17 protein-coding genes are annotated in these 18,183 nt (G+C 62.4%); 5 read left to right on the top strand and 12 right to left on the bottom strand.

The window, feature by feature from the left end; translation table 11 throughout:
- Positions 1-102 precede the first annotated feature (102 nt).
- Both JQ609_RS13295 and recJ read right to left on the bottom strand, forming a co-directional pair.
- Positions 103-915: a glucose 1-dehydrogenase gene (locus JQ609_RS13295; protein ID WP_212209410.1), complete on the bottom strand. Its 813-nt coding sequence runs from the start codon at positions 913-915 to the stop codon at positions 103-105.
- A 47-nt stretch (positions 916-962) separates the two neighbouring features.
- Positions 963-2,804, bottom strand: a complete 1,842-nt coding sequence (gene recJ, locus JQ609_RS13290; RefSeq protein WP_212273747.1) for a single-stranded-DNA-specific exonuclease RecJ — start codon at positions 2,802-2,804, stop codon at positions 963-965.
- An 867-nt stretch (positions 2,805-3,671) separates the two neighbouring features.
- Here recJ and JQ609_RS13285 point away from each other — a divergent pair.
- Positions 3,672-3,884: a dodecin gene (locus JQ609_RS13285; RefSeq protein WP_212208747.1), complete on the top strand. Its 213-nt coding sequence runs from the start codon at positions 3,672-3,674 to the stop codon at positions 3,882-3,884.
- A 153-nt stretch (positions 3,885-4,037) separates the two neighbouring features.
- On the opposite strand, the gene JQ609_RS13280 is transcribed toward JQ609_RS13285, so the two are convergent.
- The 3 genes from JQ609_RS13280 to JQ609_RS13270 all read right to left on the bottom strand — a co-directional run bounded on the left by JQ609_RS13280 (position 4,038) and on the right by JQ609_RS13270 (position 6,894).
- Complete coding sequence (locus JQ609_RS13280) at positions 4,038-5,144, bottom strand: DUF2336 domain-containing protein (RefSeq protein ID WP_212273746.1); 1,107 nt, start codon at positions 5,142-5,144, stop codon at positions 4,038-4,040.
- Positions 5,145-5,225: 81 nt separating this feature from the next.
- On the bottom strand, positions 5,226-6,266 hold the full coding sequence (locus JQ609_RS13275) for an HD-GYP domain-containing protein (protein ID WP_212208749.1): 1,041 nt from the start codon (positions 6,264-6,266) through the stop codon (positions 5,226-5,228).
- Between the two features lie 202 nt (positions 6,267-6,468).
- The gene (locus tag JQ609_RS13270; RefSeq protein ID WP_212273745.1) at positions 6,469-6,894 is read right to left on the bottom strand and encodes a hypothetical protein; all 426 of its coding nucleotides are present in this window, start codon (positions 6,892-6,894) and stop codon (positions 6,469-6,471) included.
- A 283-nt stretch (positions 6,895-7,177) separates the two neighbouring features.
- Between JQ609_RS13270 and JQ609_RS35530 the strand changes: the two genes are divergently transcribed.
- Positions 7,178-7,312 (top strand): hypothetical protein, encoded by a 135-nt coding sequence (locus tag JQ609_RS35530; protein ID WP_283813846.1) that lies wholly within the window; start codon positions 7,178-7,180, stop codon positions 7,310-7,312.
- 244 nt (positions 7,313-7,556) lie between these two features.
- Complete coding sequence (locus JQ609_RS13265) at positions 7,557-8,642, top strand: methyl-accepting chemotaxis protein (protein WP_212273744.1); 1,086 nt, start codon at positions 7,557-7,559, stop codon at positions 8,640-8,642.
- A gap of 150 nt (positions 8,643-8,792) precedes the next feature.
- On the opposite strand, the gene JQ609_RS13260 is transcribed toward JQ609_RS13265, so the two are convergent.
- The 6 genes from JQ609_RS13260 to JQ609_RS13235 all read right to left on the bottom strand — a co-directional run bounded on the left by JQ609_RS13260 (position 8,793) and on the right by JQ609_RS13235 (position 14,345).
- Positions 8,793-9,512 (bottom strand): haloacid dehalogenase type II, encoded by a 720-nt coding sequence (locus tag JQ609_RS13260; RefSeq protein WP_212273743.1) that lies wholly within the window; start codon positions 9,510-9,512, stop codon positions 8,793-8,795.
- Positions 9,513-9,618: 106 nt separating this feature from the next.
- Complete coding sequence (locus JQ609_RS13255) at positions 9,619-10,068, bottom strand: GNAT family N-acetyltransferase (protein ID WP_212208760.1); 450 nt, start codon at positions 10,066-10,068, stop codon at positions 9,619-9,621.
- 11 nt (positions 10,069-10,079) lie between these two features.
- Positions 10,080-11,078 carry a class II fructose-bisphosphatase gene (gene glpX, locus JQ609_RS13250; RefSeq protein WP_212273742.1) on the bottom strand — a complete coding sequence of 333 codons (999 nt, stop codon included), beginning with the start codon at positions 11,076-11,078 and terminating at the stop codon, positions 10,080-10,082.
- Between the two features lie 108 nt (positions 11,079-11,186).
- Complete coding sequence (locus tag JQ609_RS13245) at positions 11,187-12,506, bottom strand: homoserine dehydrogenase (RefSeq protein ID WP_212273741.1); 1,320 nt, start codon at positions 12,504-12,506, stop codon at positions 11,187-11,189.
- Between the two features lie 79 nt (positions 12,507-12,585).
- Positions 12,586-13,806 (bottom strand): LL-diaminopimelate aminotransferase, encoded by a 1,221-nt coding sequence (locus tag JQ609_RS13240; protein WP_212273740.1) that lies wholly within the window; start codon positions 13,804-13,806, stop codon positions 12,586-12,588.
- Positions 13,807-14,087: 281 nt separating this feature from the next.
- Complete coding sequence (locus JQ609_RS13235; protein WP_249127941.1) at positions 14,088-14,345, bottom strand: hypothetical protein; 258 nt, start codon at positions 14,343-14,345, stop codon at positions 14,088-14,090.
- 332 nt (positions 14,346-14,677) lie between these two features.
- Here JQ609_RS13235 and JQ609_RS13230 point away from each other — a divergent pair, with 332 nt between their 5' ends.
- Together JQ609_RS13230 and JQ609_RS13225 are read left to right on the top strand one after the other, a co-directional pair.
- Positions 14,678-16,483, top strand: a complete 1,806-nt coding sequence (locus JQ609_RS13230; protein WP_212208764.1) for an alpha/beta hydrolase — start codon at positions 14,678-14,680, stop codon at positions 16,481-16,483.
- 71 nt (positions 16,484-16,554) lie between these two features.
- Entirely contained in the window at positions 16,555-16,953 is a 399-nt protein-coding gene (locus JQ609_RS13225; RefSeq protein WP_212208766.1) for an MAPEG family protein, read from the top strand.
- Between the two features lie 22 nt (positions 16,954-16,975).
- Here the strand turns inward: JQ609_RS13225 and JQ609_RS13220 are convergent, their stop codons facing one another.
- The gene (locus tag JQ609_RS13220; RefSeq protein ID WP_249127939.1) at positions 16,976-18,157 is read right to left on the bottom strand and encodes an MFS transporter; all 1,182 of its coding nucleotides are present in this window, start codon (positions 18,155-18,157) and stop codon (positions 16,976-16,978) included.
- Positions 18,158-18,183: the final 26 nt, after the last annotated feature.

The raw sequence follows: 18,183 nt of genomic DNA, 5'->3' as shown, positions 1-18,183 counted from the left end.
GGTGCGCAATTGCGCACCTGAGAATCTCGAGCTTCCCCGGTGCGCAATTGCGCACCTGAGGTCTGGTCCTTCGAACCATCCCGGAATGACGGACAAACATAGTCACGCCCCCGGCCGCGCGACCCCGCCTGCGTTCATGCCACCGTCGATCACGAGCTCCGTCCCGGTCACGTAGCTCGACGCATCGGAGGCGAGATACAAAACGCCTTTCGCGATGTCCATGGCATGGCCGGCGCGGGCCAGTGGAGTTGCGAATTTCGCCCGCTCCTCGGGATCGATCGGCGCGTTCTGGCCGCGCCCCGCCGCCTCGGTCGGGATCTTGCCCCAGATCGGCGTGTCGATGATCCCGGGATGTACCGAGTTGACGCGAATGCCGTCGCCGAACGTCGCGCATTCCATCGCGATCGCTTTCGCAAACAGCCGGACGCCGCCCTTGGTCGCGCAATAACCGGACAGGCTGGCCGCGCCGCGAATGCCTGCGAGCGACGACATCATGATCACGGAGCCGCCGCCGGTCTTGCGCATCGCCGGCAGGCAGTGCTTCACCGACAGGAACACGCCGTCGAGATTGATCGCAGTCTGCCGCCGCCAGTCTTCCAGCGACATCTCGGTAATCGACGGCACCGCGATGCCGATGCCGGCGTTGGAAACCAGCACGTCGAGCCGGCCATAGCGCTTCATCACCTCGGCCACGACGTCGATCCAGCGCGCTTCGCTGGTGACGTCCTGATGCAGGAAGACAGCCTCGTTGCCGGCTTTCTTGATACCCGCGACAACCTCCGGCCCCTTCAGTTCATCGACATCGGTGACCACTACCGACGCCCCTTCACGCGCCAGCAATTCGGCGCATGCCGCGCCAATGCCGGATGCGCCGCCGGTCACGAGCGCGACTTTTCCCTGAACCTGTCCTGCCATGTCTGCTCCCATTTTTGGTTGTTGGTTTTGTCGTCTGGTGGATGAACTTACCTGATCACGGCCGGTCCCTGGTCCGGCACCGCGACATCGATCACGCGCAATTGCACGCGCTCGGTGCCCTGATAGCGATCGACCGTGAGCGATCCTGCGACATGCAAGGGCTGGCCGCGGTTTTGCGTCAGGGCGTGGCCGAGCTTTTGCCCGACGGACCGGAACGCGATGCCGTTGACGATAACGCCGTCGCCGGACTTGAAACGCACGCGCAGATGCGCCTGCCCCACTTCATCGGCATAGACCAGTTGATGCGCCGGCAGCGCGATGACAGGCTCCGGATTGCCGGCGCCGAACGGCCCGGCGCGGTTCAACGTGTTCGCGAATTCCGGTGTCACGCTGCGGGCGCTGACCGCGCCGTCGATGAACAGCTCGTTTTCGTGACGGGAACTGGCGACGTCTTCGGCGAGCGCGCTTTCCATATAGGCGCGAAACTCCGCGAGCTTTTCCTTGCGCAGCGTCACGCCCGCGGCCATGGCGTGGCCACCGCCTTTCATCAGCAGTTTTTCCTTCACCGCCTGCCGCACCGCCTTGCCGAGGTCGACGCCTGAAATCGAGCGGCCCGAACCGGTGCCGATGCCGCCCGGCTCCAGAGCGATTGCAAACGCCGGCCGCGCGAATTTTTCCTTCAGCCGCGAGGCGACGAGGCCGACGACGCCGGGATGCCAGCCTTCGGAGGCCGTGACGATGACCGATCCCTTGTCCTCGAGCCCGAGCGAAGCCAGCGCCTCGGCTTCGGCCTGCGCTTCCGCCGCTTGCTCGATGATGCGGCGCTCGGAGTTCAGCCGATCCAGTTCGGCGGCGATCCGCGCGGCCTCGGAGATATCGCCTTCCAGCAGCAGCCGCACGCCCAAATCAGCCCGGCCGATGCGGCCGCCGGCATTGATGCGCGGCCCCAGCATGAAGCCGAGATGCCAGGCCTCGGGCGGTCCGTTGAGCCGCGACACGTCCATCAGCGCGGTATGCCCGACATGGTCGCGGCGGCGCATCGCGATCAGGCCCTTGGCGACGAACGCACGGTTGAGCCCGGTCAGCGGCGCGACATCGGCCACGGTGCCGAGCGCCACGTGATGCAGCATGCCCAGCAGATCTGGTTCCGGCCGTTCGCTGTTCCAGAAGCCACGGCCGCGCAGTTCCCTGTTAACAGCAACCAGCGTCACCAGCACGAGTCCGACGGCGGCGAGATAACCGAGGCCCGAGAGATCATCGGCACGGTTCGGGTTCACCAGCGCGTCGACCTCCGGCAAGTCGTCGCCGGTCTGATGGTGATCGATGACGACGACGGACATCCCGAGCTTGCGCGCTTCCGCCAGTGGCTCGATGCTGGTGGTGCCGCAGTCGACCGTCACCAGCAATGTCGCGCCCTTGCCCGAAAGCGCGCGCACGGCCTCCACATTGGGCCCGTAGCCTTCAAAAATGCGGTCGGGAATATGGATCAAGGGATCGAGCCCGCAATGGCGCAAATGCCAGGTCAGCAGTGCCGCGGAGGTCGCGCCGTCGACGTCATAATCGCCGAAGATCGCAACCTTCTCGCCGCGCGTGGCCGCGTCCGCGATACGCTTGGCCGCGGTTTCCATCTGCGTGACGGTGTGGGGATCCGGCATCAATTTGCGGATGGTGGGGTCGAGGAAATCCGCGACGGCGTCGATTTCGACATCGCGGCCGGCGATCACCCTCGCCAGCATCTCCGGCAGCTGGTAGCGCTGCACGATCGCCAGCGCCCTCGCCGCCCCCCTCGCATCGAGCCGGTCGCGCCACAATTTTCCCGTCGCCGATTGCGACACGCCGAGAAACGCCGGCGGCAATTCAACGGGCAAAGCGGTAGCAGGAGGCGTCATGGGGCTTTCGGTCTGGCGGGCCTGGGGTCAGCCCCATCTCTGCGCACTTCCCAAATCAATGTCAAAGCAAAGCCGACGCGCGTCAACAGCTCGCGACGCTGATCGCCCGAGGTTTGCAGGAACTCTTTCCGCCCTCGAAGTCAGAGGGCGCAGCCGGATGCGCGCTGCACCCGCGGTCTCATGTGCGATTGTGCATAAGAATGCTGCACATGAGCATACAGGGCAGCGGAGAACATCCGACATTCCCTGCGCAATGGCTTTACGGCTTATGACGCGCTCTCCCCGGTGAGACGGCCTCTATTGCCACCGTCGCCCCTCGGAAGCGTTAGCTCCCACAAGGCTTGACGCCGTTACGGGCGTCAGGACCACACGCTTTCGCCGTACGCTTCAGCCGCGACCGTCCATCGCAACTGTCACGTCCACCGCAACCCGCCCCTCGTCGTGACGACGGCCGACGCCCCTCTGAGTGGGACGGGATAACGCAAACTCGTAGAGATGATTTGCCCGACGGCGAAAGCGAAATATTTTTTATTTCGGGGCTTGACATGATTTCCGTAAATCGGAAGTGATCTGCCCGTCGGGTCAATTTGTCGCGTCTTCTCGAACCACATCGTCATTGCGAGCCAAAGGGTCGCGCGCATGTGCGCCCGATGACAGGCTCCGCGAAACATTCCATGGCGTCGCTAACGCAAGGATGATTGCTTCCGCCTTCGCCCTTTGAAACTCGGCGGACAAGCCGCTCCTCGCAAATGACCGAACCTGCTCAGGAACCACCTTGGTCGCATCCGGTTATTGTCCTGGTCGCATCGTCGTCTTCACTCGATGCGAAAGGATGCATCAGCGGCGCAACTGGCCAGGAGCACCAAAATGAAAAATCACGTTTACAAAATTCTCGAAATCGTCGGTTCTTCGCAAACCAGCATTGAAGATGCAATCAGTACGGCAATCGAACTGGCCAGCAAGACAGTCAGGAACATGGATTGGTTTGAAGTTGTCGAAACCCGCGGGCACATCAAGGACGGCAAGATTGCTCACTATCAGGTGGCCCTCAAGATCGGCTTTACGCTGGAGACGCAATAGGCCCTTGTAGGATGGGTGGAGCCAACGGTCGCGCGAATGCGCGCCCGATGGCAGGCTCCGCGATACCCATCAACCGCCGTCGTTGATGGACTATGATGGACTATGATGGGTTTCGCTACGCTCTACCCATCCTACGAGCTGCCGCTACGTTTGCTACCGTGACACAGCAGTTGCACAATCAATCTTCTTCGCCGCCATTCGATCGGCTCCGAACCGCGCCGTCCATTGCGCCACAGACAGCAATAAGGTGTCAAATACCTCGTGAGCTTGATCAAGCTCGCGTTGCGTCGGAGGCGGACAACCGGGCCGATTGCGAATGATCATGGTCATTGTCGACCAGCTTAACCTGCTGGCCCTGCACGCCACGATCAGTCCATACAACCGCTCGGGTTCGAGCAACGGCTCTATCGCCTCGATCTTCACCTCAGACAACAATGACAGTGCTGCCACCACATGGATGTATTCGCTCCGAACCGCAAACCGGTTCACTGTTGAATCGTTGAGCTTGCCGGAGCGATTGAGCGCCAGGACCTCGCTCTGCGCCTGGGTGTAGTCAATCTTCTTTCGCGGAGCGGCGTTGATCGGTTTGGCGTTCGTCCCACGCGCCTGCACAACCGGTCGCGGTGCCGTCAAAAATCGCGCCCGCACGATGTCGGTCGCCTTTGTCAGCAGCTCGCGCAGCAAGTTCGCAGGAATGTCCAGGCGGAGGCCGAGTTTTTCGGCGAGGCGTTCGTCACGTTCCGCCCTTCCGACAAGTGTCGCGTAACCGCATTCGGAGAACCGTGCTCCCGCATTTCGGGCCAGTGCGTTGGAGACGCTGACGTCGCCAAGCCTCATCAGCGCATCGGTCAGCGTTTCGCTGAGAGTATTTCTGCCGGAGATAGCCAGCAAATGCTGCTGACTGCGGGTCTGGACGATTTCAACAAGATCCGCTTCCGACAGACGATTGGAGTTTCGCAGAACGGGCGCGGCCACCAAGGGGTCATCGTGAAACGCGAGCTTGCGGATGGTCTCGCATGGCGCGAGATCGGTGGTGGACAGAGCTTCGCTCAGATGGACCAGCGTTGCTGGCTCGATCCGCCCGATCAGGGGCACAAGGACGCCATCGAACGCAGCTATCTGGGATTCACGGAGGCGATCGACATTGGACAAGAACAGGGCCGCCACCTGCTTCAGAATTCGGGCATCCCGCTGGGCCGACTCATCCTTGGCGGCACCGGTCAGTTCCGCGGTTGAATCCGGCGATGCTGCGGCAACCATGGCTAGTCTAGCTCCATGTGAAAAGTCCGGGCTGAAATTGCCTTGCAGAAAACGGCGCAAACCTCATTCTGCAGTTGTGGGTCATGCCTTTAGCGCCACGCTCTGAAACGCCTTCACGAGCGACCGTTCCAGCTTTCCATCCATGGCGCACAGGATATTGTAGGCATCCTGCCGGGACATTGGCGGTCTGTATGGCCGCGCCTCGATGAGCGCGGCGAAGATGTCGGATATCGTCAGCAATCGTACGAGGTCGGAAATCTCCGGCGCCGTCAGCGCATCGGGATAACCGGAGCCGTCCAGAAACTCGTGATGGTGCCTCACGCCATCCAGAGTCTCCGGGCTAATTCCCGGCAGAGCCTTCAATAGTTCGTAACCGATAATCGGATGGCGCTTCATGATCTCTTCTTCGTCCGGATCAAGACGTCCGGGCTTGTCGAGAATAGCCAGGGGAATGCGTGCCTTGCCGACATCGTGCAGCGTGGCGGCCAATCCGAGCCGCTTTACGTCTGCGTTGGAGAACTTGATGCTCAGAGCGAAGCCGACCGCCACGCCCGTTACCAGCAGGCAGTGCTGGAACGTGCCTTGGTGATAGCGGCGCACGTCGTCGAGCCAGACGCCAAGTCCGTTTTGCTCGATACCGTTGATGATCTCCGATGTGGCGTCCTCGGCACTCGAAAGCGTTATCGGTTTGCCCTCGCGTATCGCCGAGAACATGGATGCGAAGGCCGCCGCACCACTGGTGATCTCGGTGGATGCAACGGCGATGCCGGCCTGCGCCGCTTTCTGGGCGACGTCGATTTGCTCCAGTTTCGAAATGATTTCCTTTGGACGCGAAACCACGGCGGTCGCGCCAAGTGCATACGCCTGCGCCACCATGTGGTGCAGATGGCTCTGAACGACAAACAGCTTTTCCGAAGCGCTACGCAGGTCCTGCAGCACGCGCTTGATCTGTTCCACAGGAACTGGCTTGCGCAGATCGGCGTCAATCATCAATACGCCGCTTGAGCTGATCTTCGCGCTGGCGGCCCCCAGCAGTTGGGACTGAACATCATACTGCGGTTCCAGCATCGCGCGGATGGCTGGAATTTTCGCAGGCTCATCCGTCACGAAATGAACAAGCATGGTGCCACCTGTGAAAGCCGCCTCTGCGGTCTTTCCGGTTCAGCGAAGGTAACGGCGTACAATCATTCCGAGCAATGCAATCAATAACGCGCAATTGTACGCAAACCTCCCTAACGGGAGATTGCTACGAAGCCGGCTTCGCTCCGGACTTCTACGTAACCTTGTTGGGTGATGGAACGGCGGAACCGCCCTGCGGCCCTGATCAAGCCGGCGTGACGACGACGTAGGGAATGCTGATCAAGATAACGGTGAGTTCTGCCGCGTTGCACAGCATGCCGCCCCAGTGCAGCCGCCGCAACCGGCGTACCGCCTCGGCGTCGCCGGCGTCCCTGGCTCGGAGCTGCGCATCCCACCGCTGCAGAAACCAGCGGCGCGTCCAGACCGCGAAAGCCGCGATCGATGCAATAGCAAGGGCGACAAACAGCCGGCCCGTCATGCCAACGGCGACCGTCCCGATGGCGCCGGCAATGGCCACCATCAGGAAATAGGAACTGAACATGCCGCGCAACAGCTGGGTGACCGGCGGGATGTCGAGCGACACCAGCAGAAAGGCCGGCGCCGCCAAAAGGAAATAACCCATCGGAAACAGCAGAACGACGGTGGCGAACAAGGCGACGGGATCAGGCATTATCGACCACCCATTCTTGCCCAGCGGGCGCGGGTTTTTCCGGTGAAAGCTTACCGCAATATCCGGCGGAAGATAGCTGCCACACTATTGGGCTTTGGTCGGAGTAGCACGCAGCACGGATTGCGCCTTCTGCGAGCGGCGTCGGACAGGTCGGCTCCAAATCCGCCCGCCGGCTGTTGCCGCTTCGATTGTCACCGAGGGAACAGCGCCGCCGTCGCCGAGCCGTCATTGTCCTGATCAGACCGATGCAATGTTGCACCGGGACAGCAACAGGAGAAGCAACATGGAACGCGCGAACGAAAAGCCGATCGAACTGACCGCAAAAGAACTGGACGCGGTGACCGGCGGCAAGCTGGGCAACGGCACCCTGCCGTTCAATCCCTTTTCCCCGCCCTCGGTCCCGAAGAAGATCTATTGAGCCAACGCCGGCGACCCTGACCACACCCGTCGGGCTTCGCATCCCCGCGGAGCCCGGCCACTGCCTAAAAAATGACCTGCACAAACAACGTGCAATTCACCTCCGTACAACTACCCAAGCGGACCTCAAAATTAAACCAGCTATTAGGCAAGACTCGCGACAACGGAGGGAACGTGCGCCCACCTAAATCCCGATTCGCTCTGCAGGAGATCGATCGAGGGGGCGAAGGCAGAGGAAATTCGAAATGTCCGTCGCGCTTGCAAGATCGACCGCCAAAACCGCGGCCTATTCAGCGACCGACAAGGATGAATCCGACATCTCCGCGCTGATCTCGCGGCTCACCGCCGAGGTCAACCAGGTCGCCTGCGACAAGACCAGATCGATCCAGAAGATCACCAACCAGATGAAGATGCTGGCGCTGAACGCGTTGATCGAAAGCTCGCGCGCCGGCGCGCAAGGCGCCGGCTTTGCCGTGGTCGCCCAGGAAGTCCGCAATGTCGGACAGCAGGTCGAGACCATTGCGCGGGAGCTCGAGAGCCAGCTCACCAACCGCACCGGCGATCTGATGAACTCGATCGCGCGAATGAGCGACCGGTCGCGCGGCGAGCGCATGGTGGATCTGTCGCTCAACGCCATCGAACTGATCGACCGCAACCTCTATGAGCGCACCTGCGACGTGCGCTGGTGGGCCACCGATTCAGCCGTCGTCGACTGCGCCGCCTCCCCCGATGCTTCGGCCGTAGCCCATGTCTCGGAGCGCCTCGCGGTGATTCTTGGCGCCTACACCGTGTATCTGGATCTGTGGCTCTGCGACCTCGACGGCAACGTGCTGGCCAACGGCCGGGCGGATCGCTATGGCGTCGTCGGCCAGAACGTGGCGTCGACCAAATGGTTTCGCGACGCGCGGGCTTTACGCTCCGGCGACGACTATGTCGCAGGCGACGTCGAATCCCAGCCCCTGCTCGGTCATGCCCAGGTCGCCACTTATTGCGCCAGCGTGCGCGCCGGTGGCAGGGCGAACGCCGCCGCGACCGGCATTCTGGCGATCCATTTCGACTGGGAAGCGCAGGCCCGCGCCATCGTCCAGGGCGTGCGCGTCGGCGCCGCCGACAAGGCCCGCGTGCTGCTGGTCGATTCGCAATTCCGCGTCATCGCAGCCTCCGACGGCCAGGGCATCCTCAGCGAGCGCGTGCAGCTTTCACTGGATGGACGGCGCAGCGGTTTCTACCAGGACCGATCAGGCACGCTGGTCGCGTTTCACGCGACGCCGGGGTACGAGACGTATCGGGGGCTTGGCTGGTACGGGGTGATATTGAGCAACGCGGGATAAGAACGAAGAAGACGGGTGGCACGTGCCCCGGATGCTGCGCAGCGCTAAAGCGGTGCGCTGCTAAGCCGGGGCCCATGGCGACGAAAAAGGTCCCGGCTCTGCGGTGCGCCGCTGAAGAAGCGCTGCACCGCGTCCGGGACACGAGAGGCGTCAGCACCCCATCCTGTCGGCAATGCCGCCAAAATCCTTCGCGACGATGTCCCAGTCGCCCTTGGCTTCGAAATCGTATTTCTGCAGGGGGCCGTATTCGGTCGGGCGCGCGACGAAGGCGGTTTTCAAACCGTACTTCTGCGCGGCTTTCAAATCCTGGTTATGCGCGGCGACCATCATCACCTGCTCCGGCGGCAGACACAGCAGTTTTGCCGCGCCGAGATAGGTTTCGGGATCGGGCTTGTAGTGCTCGAACAGTTCGGCCGACATGATCAGGTCCCACGGCAGGCCGGCGAATTTCGCCATGTTGGTCAAGAGCGCGACGTTGCCGTTGGACAGCGGCGAGATGATGTATTTTGTCTTCAGCCGCGTCAGGCCGGCGACGCTGTCCGGCCAGGGATGCAGGCGGTGCCAGCCCATGGTGAGGTAATGCAAATCGGCGTCGTCGAGGCCCGATATGCCGAGCTGCGCGACCAGCTTTTCCAGCGATTGCCGGTGCAGCGTGTCGAGGATCATGTAGCCGCGTTCGGGATGCTTTCTCACTTCATCCATCGAGGCCGAATAGACCGCGCGCCAGCCGTCAACGAGCGCGGTCCAGTCCGCCTCGATGCCGCGCTTCTCGGACCACTTTGTAAAATCCGCGATCAGGCTGCTGCGCCAGTCGACGACGGTGCCGAACACATCGAACACCAGGGCCTTGACGGCGGAAATATCGGACATGCTTGCTCCCTGTTTTTTTGTTGTTGTTGTCATTCCGGGGCGCATCGAACATGCGACCCGGAATCTCGAGGTTCCGGGTTCGCTTCGCGTCCCGGAACGACGACGACTAAATCACCTTTCGGTATTGGATGAATCCGAGATTGTCGGCAACCTTGTCGTAGAGCGCACGCGCCTGCGCGTTGCTGGATTGCGTCAGCCAATAGACCCGGCTTGCCCCCGCCGCCTCGGCCTTTTGATACACCGCCTCGATCAGCGCACGCCCGAGCCCATGGCGGCGCGCGTCATCCGCGACGTACAGATCTTCGAGGTAACAGTATCGCTTCGGCGCCCAGGTCGAGCGATGGAACAGGTAGTGCGCGAACCCGGCGAGCCGGCCATCGACATAGCCGCCGAGCGCAAACATCGTCTCGTCCGGATCGTGAAACCGCGACCAGGCAAGATCGCTGACGTCCTGCGTCAGCGCCGTCTTGTAGAAGGCGAGATAGCTGTCCCACAGCGGATTCCACGCCGCGCGTTCGTCTTCGCCGATCGGCCGGATGATGATTTCTCCAGCCATATGCACGTTCCTCAGTCGAGGTGGAACTTGTCCAGCTGCCGGTGCTCGGCCTTGATGTAGCGGACAGTACCAGTGACCGAACGCATCACGACGGTTTCGGTTTCGATGACGTCCTGGCGGAACTTGACGCCGGAGAGCAGGGAACCGGTGGTAACGCCGGTCGCCGCGAACAGGCAGTCGCCCCGCGCCATGTCCTCGATGCCATAAATCATCTTGGGGTCGGTGACGCCCATCTTGTGGGCGCGCTCGCGCTTTTCCTCGGAGTCGAGGATCAGGCGGCACTGCATCTGGCCGCCGATGCAGCGCAACGCCGCTGCTGCCAGCACGCCCTCGGGCGCACCGCCCGTGCCGATATACATGTCGACGCCGGTATTGTCGGGGTCGGCGCAATGGATCACGCCGGCGACGTCGCCGTCGGTGATCAGCCGCACCGCGGCGCCCGTGCTGCGAACGCCGGCAATGATGTCGGCGTGGCGCGGACGATCGAGCACCAGCACGGTGATGGCCGCGGGATCGACGCCCTTTGCTTTGGCGAGCCGGCGCACATTGTCGGCGGGCGAAGCGTCCAGTTCGACCACGCCCTTGGCGTAACCGGGACCGACCGCGAGCTTTTGCATGTAGACGTCGGGCGCGTGCAGCAGCGTGCCGCCATCGGCCATCGCCATGGTCGCGATCGCGCCCGGCATGTTCTTGGCGCACAGCGTGGTGCCTTCGAGCGGATCGACGGCGATATCGACCTGCGGGCCGGCGTTGAGGCCCACCTTCTCGCCGATAAACAGCATCGGCGCCTCGTCGCGCTCGCCCTCGCCGATCACGATGGTGCCTTCGATCGGCAGCTTGTTGAGTTCGCGCCGCATCGCGTCGACCGCAGCCTGGTCGGCCGCCTTTTCCTGGCCGTGGCCGCGCAAACGCGCGGCCGAAACCGCAGCGCGTTCCGTTACCCGCACGATTTCAAGCGTGAGAATGCGCTCGAGCAACAGCTGCGGCGGAACGGAAATATGGGTCGACATACCAAGCACTCCTTTGAGTCTTCACAGCGCACCATTCGGTCCGCATATCAGTTTCTTGTGGCGTACAATCTGGGGATCGCGCGTGTGCGCGACCCGGGGGATTGCGCGCTAGTTCTTCTCGATCCTTATCACCTGCGGCCGGCCGCTGATCACCTTGTCGCGCTGCACCGCTTCCAGCGCACGATAGACCGCATCTTCCGACGTTGCATACGTAATCAGAATAACCGGAACCGGTGACGTTTTCTTGGTCGATCCGTTGGCGTCAACGCCGTCGGGATGACGCTGTACGATCGATTCCAGCGATATCTTCTGTTCCGCCAGACGGGTCGCGATGGTGGCAGCGGTTCCAGCGAGGTCGCGCGCCATCAGGCGGATATAATAGCCGCCCTCATGGCGTTCCATCGGCGCTTTTGTGGTCGCGCGCAGGCGCTCCACCGGGCGTCCGAACGGCGTGGCGCGAATCCCGCGCGCGACATCGGCGATGTCGGCAACGACGGCGGACGCGGTAGCCGCACCTCCGGCGCCCGGGCCGACCAGCGTGATCGGCGGAATGCCCTCGCCGTCGATGGTGACGGCGTTGGTGACGCCCATGACTTGCGCAATTGAGGAGGATTTCGGCACCATGGTCGGATGCACGCGCTGTTCGATACCCTTCGCCGTCCGCACCGCGACCCCAAGCAATTTGACCCGATAGCCGAGTTCCTCAGCGGCGCGCAGATCTTCCGGCGCGATCGAGGAGATTCCTTCGACGTACACCGCGCTCTGTGCAACCTTCGTGCCGAACGCGAGGCTGGCCAGGATCGCAAGCTTTTGGGCGGTGTCGTGGCCGTCGACGTCGAACGACGGATTGGCCTCGGCATAGCCGAGCCGCTGCGCGTCCTTCAGGCATTCGGCAAACGACAGGCCCTCCTGCTCCATCCGGGTCAGGATGTAATTGCAGGTGCCGTTGAGGATGCCATAGACGCGATTGACTGACGTGCCGGCCAGCCCCTCGCGCAGGGTCTTGATGACGGGGATCGCAGCCCCCACCGCCGCCTCGTAGTTCAGCGCGCCGCCATGCTTCTCGGCGGCCTTCGCCAGCCGCACGCCGTGCTTGGCGATCAGCGCCTTGTTGGCGGTCACCACCGACTTGCCTGATTTGAGCGCGGCTTCGATCGCCGACAGCGCCGGATCGCCGGAACCGCCCATCAGTTCGACGAAGCAATCGATGCCGGGGTGATTGGCCAGCGCCAGCGGGCTTTTGACCCATTCGATGCCGCGCAGATCGAGCTTGCGCTTCTTCACCTTGGAGCGCGCGGTGACGGCGACGACCTTCACGCCGCGTCCACTGCGCGCCGATAGGGTGCGCGCCTGTGCTTCGATGAGGCGGACGACTTCGGCGCCAACAGTGCCGAGCCCCGCGATGCCCACTTTCAGGGGTGCGACCATGACCAAAAAACCTGCCGAAGAGAGCTAACCAAGCACGATCTGGTTCCGAAAACCGGAAGTCCGCTTTTCGGGATCATGCCTACCGCCGGTTGGCGAGAGGAACCACGTTGTGCAACGTTTCAATGCCGCTTTCAAGGAAGCGCCGCACGCCGCGCGCGGCCTGGCGAATACGCTGCTCGTTTTCCACCATGGCGATGCGGACATAGCCCTCGCCGTGCTCGCCGAAGGCAACCCCGGGCGACACCACCACGCCCGATTTCTCCACCATCAGGGTGGCGAACTGCATGCTGCCGACGCCCTCAAAGGCTTTCGGCAGCGGCGCCCAGGCGAACATCGAGGCGGCCGGCGGCGGAATATCCCATCCCGCGCGGCCAAAACTTTCCACCAGCGCGTCGCGGCGCTTGCGGTAGGTGTCGCGCATTTCGCGAATGCAATCATCCGGGCCATTCAAGGCGGCGGTGGCCGCGACCTGGACCGGCGTGAACGCGCCGTAATCGAGATAGGATTTCACCCGCGCCAGCGCGGCGATGATCCGCTCATTGCCGACGGCAAAGCCCATGCGCCAGCCCGCCATCGAAAACGTCTTCGACATCGAGGTGAATTCGACGGTGACGTCGATCGCGCCGGGAACCTGCAACACCGAGGGCGGCGGGTTCTTGTCGTCGAAATAGACTTCGGCGTAGGCCAGATCCGACAGGATGAAGATCTCGTGCTTCTTCGCGAACGCCACCAGATCCTTGTAGAAATCGAGGTCGGCGACATAGGCGGTCGGATTGGACGGATAGCAGACGATCAGCGCGATCGGCTTCGGGATCGAATGGATGATCGCGCGCTCCACCGCTTCGAAGAATTGCGGCGTCGGCTCCGACGGTACCGAGCGGATCACGCCGCCCGCCATCAGGAAGCCGAAGGCGTGAATGGGATAGCTCGGATTGGGGCACAGCACGACATCGCCGGGCGCGGTGATCGCCTGCGCCACATTGGCAAAGCCTTCCTTGGAGCCCAGGGTCGCGACGACCTGGGTTTCCGGGTTGAGCTTGACGCCGAACCGGCGCGCGTAATAGCCGGCCTGCGCCTTGCGGAGCCCGGTAATACCGCGCGAGGCCGAATAACGGTCGGTCCGCGGCTTGCCCAGCGTATCCTTCAGCTTCTCGATCACATGGGCCGGCGTCGGCAAATCCGGGTTGCCCATGCCGAGGTCGATGATGTCGGCACCCGCGTTCCGCGCGGCCGCCTTGGCCCGGTTGACCTGTTCGAACACGTAAGGCGGCAGACGGCGGATGCGGTAGAAATCTTCCATGGGACCCTTGCTCCGACGACCAGCGGGACAGAATCGGTAGAATCTGCGGTTTTCGAAGCCGAATTCGGCTCCGTCCAAAACTCGCGCTCAATCAATGATTTAGAGCGAATTCAGGCGCAGTATCCTGAGTGCCGGACCGTGATGCGGTTGAATTAAGGCTCTTTTAGCACGGGCGTCCCGCAGCGCCAGAGACTATAGCGTTTTCAAGCGAAAGCCTGCCGGGGACTTCATTTGGGGGCGGTAGCCGGATCGCGTCACGAAACGCTTAAAAAACAGACAGCTTATTTGGCGGCAGGATTTGCTGCGGCCGCGGCCGCCTGACGATCCCGCGCGGCACGCAGTTCGGCCTCGATCTTGGCCTGCTCCGCCGGCTTGATGACCGCCTCGTCGCGCTCCGGCGGCAGGTCGTGGACCGGCAGGTAGCCCCCGGCTTCCTTCGGACGCGCGGGCGCCTCGCCCGGCACGCCGACACCTGGCAAATCCGCGATCGAAGTCGAGCAGCCGCTGACCGCGAGCGCGGTTGCGAACAGCGCGGCCATCGACCATAGCCTTATCATCCGATTCACCGGCATCCGTCCGGAAGTCCCCAATACCTGTCCCGTTGCCTTAGATCGTTTGCACAGCGCGCGTTGGCAAGAGCTGTTGGTATGCGCCTTGCAGCGCGCCGGGTCGTCGAGCTGCGTCAAATTCTCCGCAACCCTTCAAACCATTGTCGCCCGAAACGATTAAAGCCAGAACAGGTAACTCAAGCGGTGCGGCTTCAATGTGTCCGAACGGAGAAATTTTATCGCAGTGCAACAGGATTAACCCAAACCTACCGCCGCCGTCAGGCGCGGTGACGAACTCGAAATGAAGTTATAGTGTCCCTGACATGACCGACGTTAACACCGAAATCCACGCTGCGAAATCGTTCAACGCTGAAGCCTTCGCCATGAACATCGCCAGGGCCATGGAGAGCAGTGGCCAGGCGCTCGCGGCCTACCTGAAGCCGCGCGAAAACGGTGAGCTGAAGGACAAACCGCCGAATGAGATCGCCGAGGTGATCAAGACCTTCAGCACGGTCGCCGAATACTGGCTTTCGGACAAAGAGCGGGCGTCCGATCTGCAGGTCAAGATGGCCAAAGCCTATCTCGATCTCTGGGGCTCGACGGTGCGCCGCATGGCCGGCGAAGAGGCCCCGCCCGCGATCGAGCCGTCGCCGCGCGACAAGCGATTCAAGGATCCGGAGTGGAAGACCAACAAGTTCTTCGACTTCGTGATGCAGCTTTACCTGCTCACCACGCAATGGGCGCAGGAACTGGTGAAGAACGCCGAAGGCATCGATCCGCACACGCGCAAGAAGGCCGAATTCTACGTCCAGCAGATCAGCAATGCGATCTCGCCGTCGAATTTCGTCTTCACCAATCCGGAAGTGCTGCGCGAGACGCTGGCGTCGAACGGCGACAATCTGGTGCGCGGCATGAAGATGCTGGCCGAGGACATCGAAGCCGGCCGCGGCACGCTGCGCATCCGCCAGTCCGATCCCACCAACCTCGTGGTCGGCGTCAACATGGCGACGACGCCGGGCAAGGTGATCTTCCAGAACGAACTGATGCAGCTGATCCAGTACACGCCCACCACGGAGACCGTGCTGCGCACGCCGCTGCTGATCGTGCCGCCCTGGATCAACAAATTCTACATCCTCGATCTCAAGCCGGAAAAATCCTACATCAAATGGTGCGTCGATCAGGGCATCACCGTGTTCGTGATCTCCTGGGTCAATCCGGACAAGGAACTCGGCAAGAAGACGTTTGACGACTACATGAGGCAGGGACCGCTGACCGCGATGGACGTCATCGAAAAGGTCACGGGCGAGATGAAGGTTCATACCGCGGGCTATTGTGTCGGGGGCACCCTGCTCGCCTCGACGCTGGCGTGGCTCGCCGAAAAGCGCCGCGTGCGCGTCACCTCGGCGACGTTCTTTGCGGCCCAGGTCGACTTCACCCATGCCGGCGATCTACTTGTGTTCGTCGACGAAGGCCAGATCTCGGCGCTCGAGCGCGACATGCAGGAAGCCGGCGTGCTCGAAGGCAGCAAGATGGCGATGGCCTTCAACATGCTGCGCTCGAACGACCTGATCTGGTCCTACGTCGTCAGCAATTACCTGAAGGGACAACCGCCCTCCTCCTTCGACCTGCTGCACTGGAATTCGGACGCGACGCGAATGCCGGCAGCCAACCATTCCTTCTACTTGCGCAATTGCTACCTGGAGAACCGGCTGTCCACCGGCAGCATGGTGCTTGATAACACGCTGCTCGACCTCTCGAAGGTGAAGGTGCCGGTTTATAATCTGGCGACGCGCGAAGATCACATCGCGCCCGCGGATTCGGTGCTGTACGGCTCGCAGTTCTTCGGCGGGCCGGTCAAATACGTGCTGTCCGGATCCGGCCACATCGCCGGCGTGGTCAATCCGCCGGTGTCTGGAAAATATCAGTACTGGACCAACGACAACATCAAGGACGTCACGCTGGCCGAGTGGCTCAAAAACGCCACCGAGCACAAGGGATCGTGGTGGCCGGACTGGCGTCAATGGCTGGAGGGCCTCGACGCCGAGGTGGTGCCCGCGCGCGCGGTCGGCTCCGAGGCGATGCCGCCGATCGAGGATGCGCCCGGCAGCTACGTTCGGGTCCGCGCGTAGCGCAAGCCCGCGGGGTTGGCTATAAGCTGATATCCCGTATCGGGATTCGAAAATCGAATGAGGGGGAAACCATGACGCGTGAATTGTTCTGGCTTGCGCTGACGGTGATTTTGACCGGCCTGCTGTGGGTCCCCTACATCATCAACCGCTGTCAGATCCGCGGCCTTTCCGGCGCCATGGCCAATCCCTCGCGCAACGACAAGCCGCATTCGGAATGGGCCAACCGGCTGATGTTCGCGCATGACAACGCGGTCGAGAACCTCATCATCTTCGCCCCCCTGGTGCTGATCCTCAACCTGGCCGACTATTCCACCAAATGGACCGTGATGGCCTGCATGGTCTATTTCTGGTCCCGCGTCGCGCATCTGATCGTCTACACGCTGGGCCTGCCGGTGTTCCGGACGCTCGCCTTCACCGTCGGCTTCCTCGCGCAGGCCGTGCTGGCGCTGGCGATTTTCCAGGTGCTTTGAGCGCCGGCCCCCCGCATCTCCATCAACCCGCGGCAATTGCAGCGATCGCCGGGCGAAGCTTCCTGAGCCGAAGCAGGATCAGGAGCGCCCCGCACGAACATGCCATGGCAACGCCAAGCAGCGCGTTGCTGCCGACATTCGTCAGCAGGCCGACGAGAAGCGGGGGCGAAGCTGCGGAAATGATATTTAGCGGCAACGCCAGCCGCGAGGTCGCCTTGGCGAATTCGGCCTGGTCGTAGAACACCAGCGGTATGGTCGCACGGGCGACCGCGAACGCGCCGCTGCCCATGCCGTACAGCAGAATGAAGGCCGCGATCGCCCAATGCGATCCGCCGCCGACCATCAGAAACAACATCGCCACGGGAATGGCCGAGCCGGCAAACAGTGCCGTCGTGATCCCGTCCCACCGCCCGCCACCAAGGAAATCGAGTCCCCGCGCGCTGACCTGGATCACGCCAAGCATCGAGCCGAAGGTAACGGCCGTCGCCGGCGACAGGCCCTCCGCTTTCAGAAGCTCGATCATGACCGCGCTGAATCCGAAGGAAACGAACGCATTGAACGCGAGAGCCACCAGGATCAGGTAGAAGGTGCTTTTCAACACGATCGGCGACGCGCTCGCCGGCAACGCTGTGGCGACAGCTTCACCGGCCCGTTCGGGTCGACGCGGTAATCCGAAATAATACAGCGGCAGGCACAACAGCAGCAGCATGCCGCAATAGACCAGACAGGTTCCGCGCCAGCCCACAACTTCTGACAGAAACGACGTGGTAGGCCAAAAAACACTGCTGGAAAGCCCGGTCACCAGCATCATGGCGCCGATGCCACGCTTCGCATCACGCCCGGCGATCTCGTTGAGCAAGATGTAGGCGGCGGTGGCCAGCGTGGCGCTGCCGGCCGCGCCGAGGATCACCCACGCCGCGAAAAACTGTATCGGGCCCTGCGCGAACGACAGCAAAACGAAGCCCGGCGCACCGATGACGGTGCCTGCAATCATCACCCGGCGGGCACCAAATTGCGTGAACGGCTTTGCCAGGACAGGAGCGCACAGACCCATCAGGACATAGAAGATCGAGTTGCCGGCAAACACCGCTGAGATGTCCATGTGAAGATCGGCGGCGACCTGCCCGCCGACGACCGCAAGCAGTCCGATCGTGCCCCATCCGATGACCTGCGTAATCGCGAGAACGACCAGGACGCGGAACATTGACTTGCCGGACTCGGGGATCATCA

It is taken from the genome of Bradyrhizobium sp. AUGA SZCCT0169 (assembly GCF_018130085.1).
In the GTDB taxonomy this organism is placed as follows: domain Bacteria; phylum Pseudomonadota; class Alphaproteobacteria; order Rhizobiales; family Xanthobacteraceae; genus Bradyrhizobium.
Note: the sequence above shows the minus strand (reverse complement) of the source record. Positions and strands in the feature narration are given on the sequence as shown.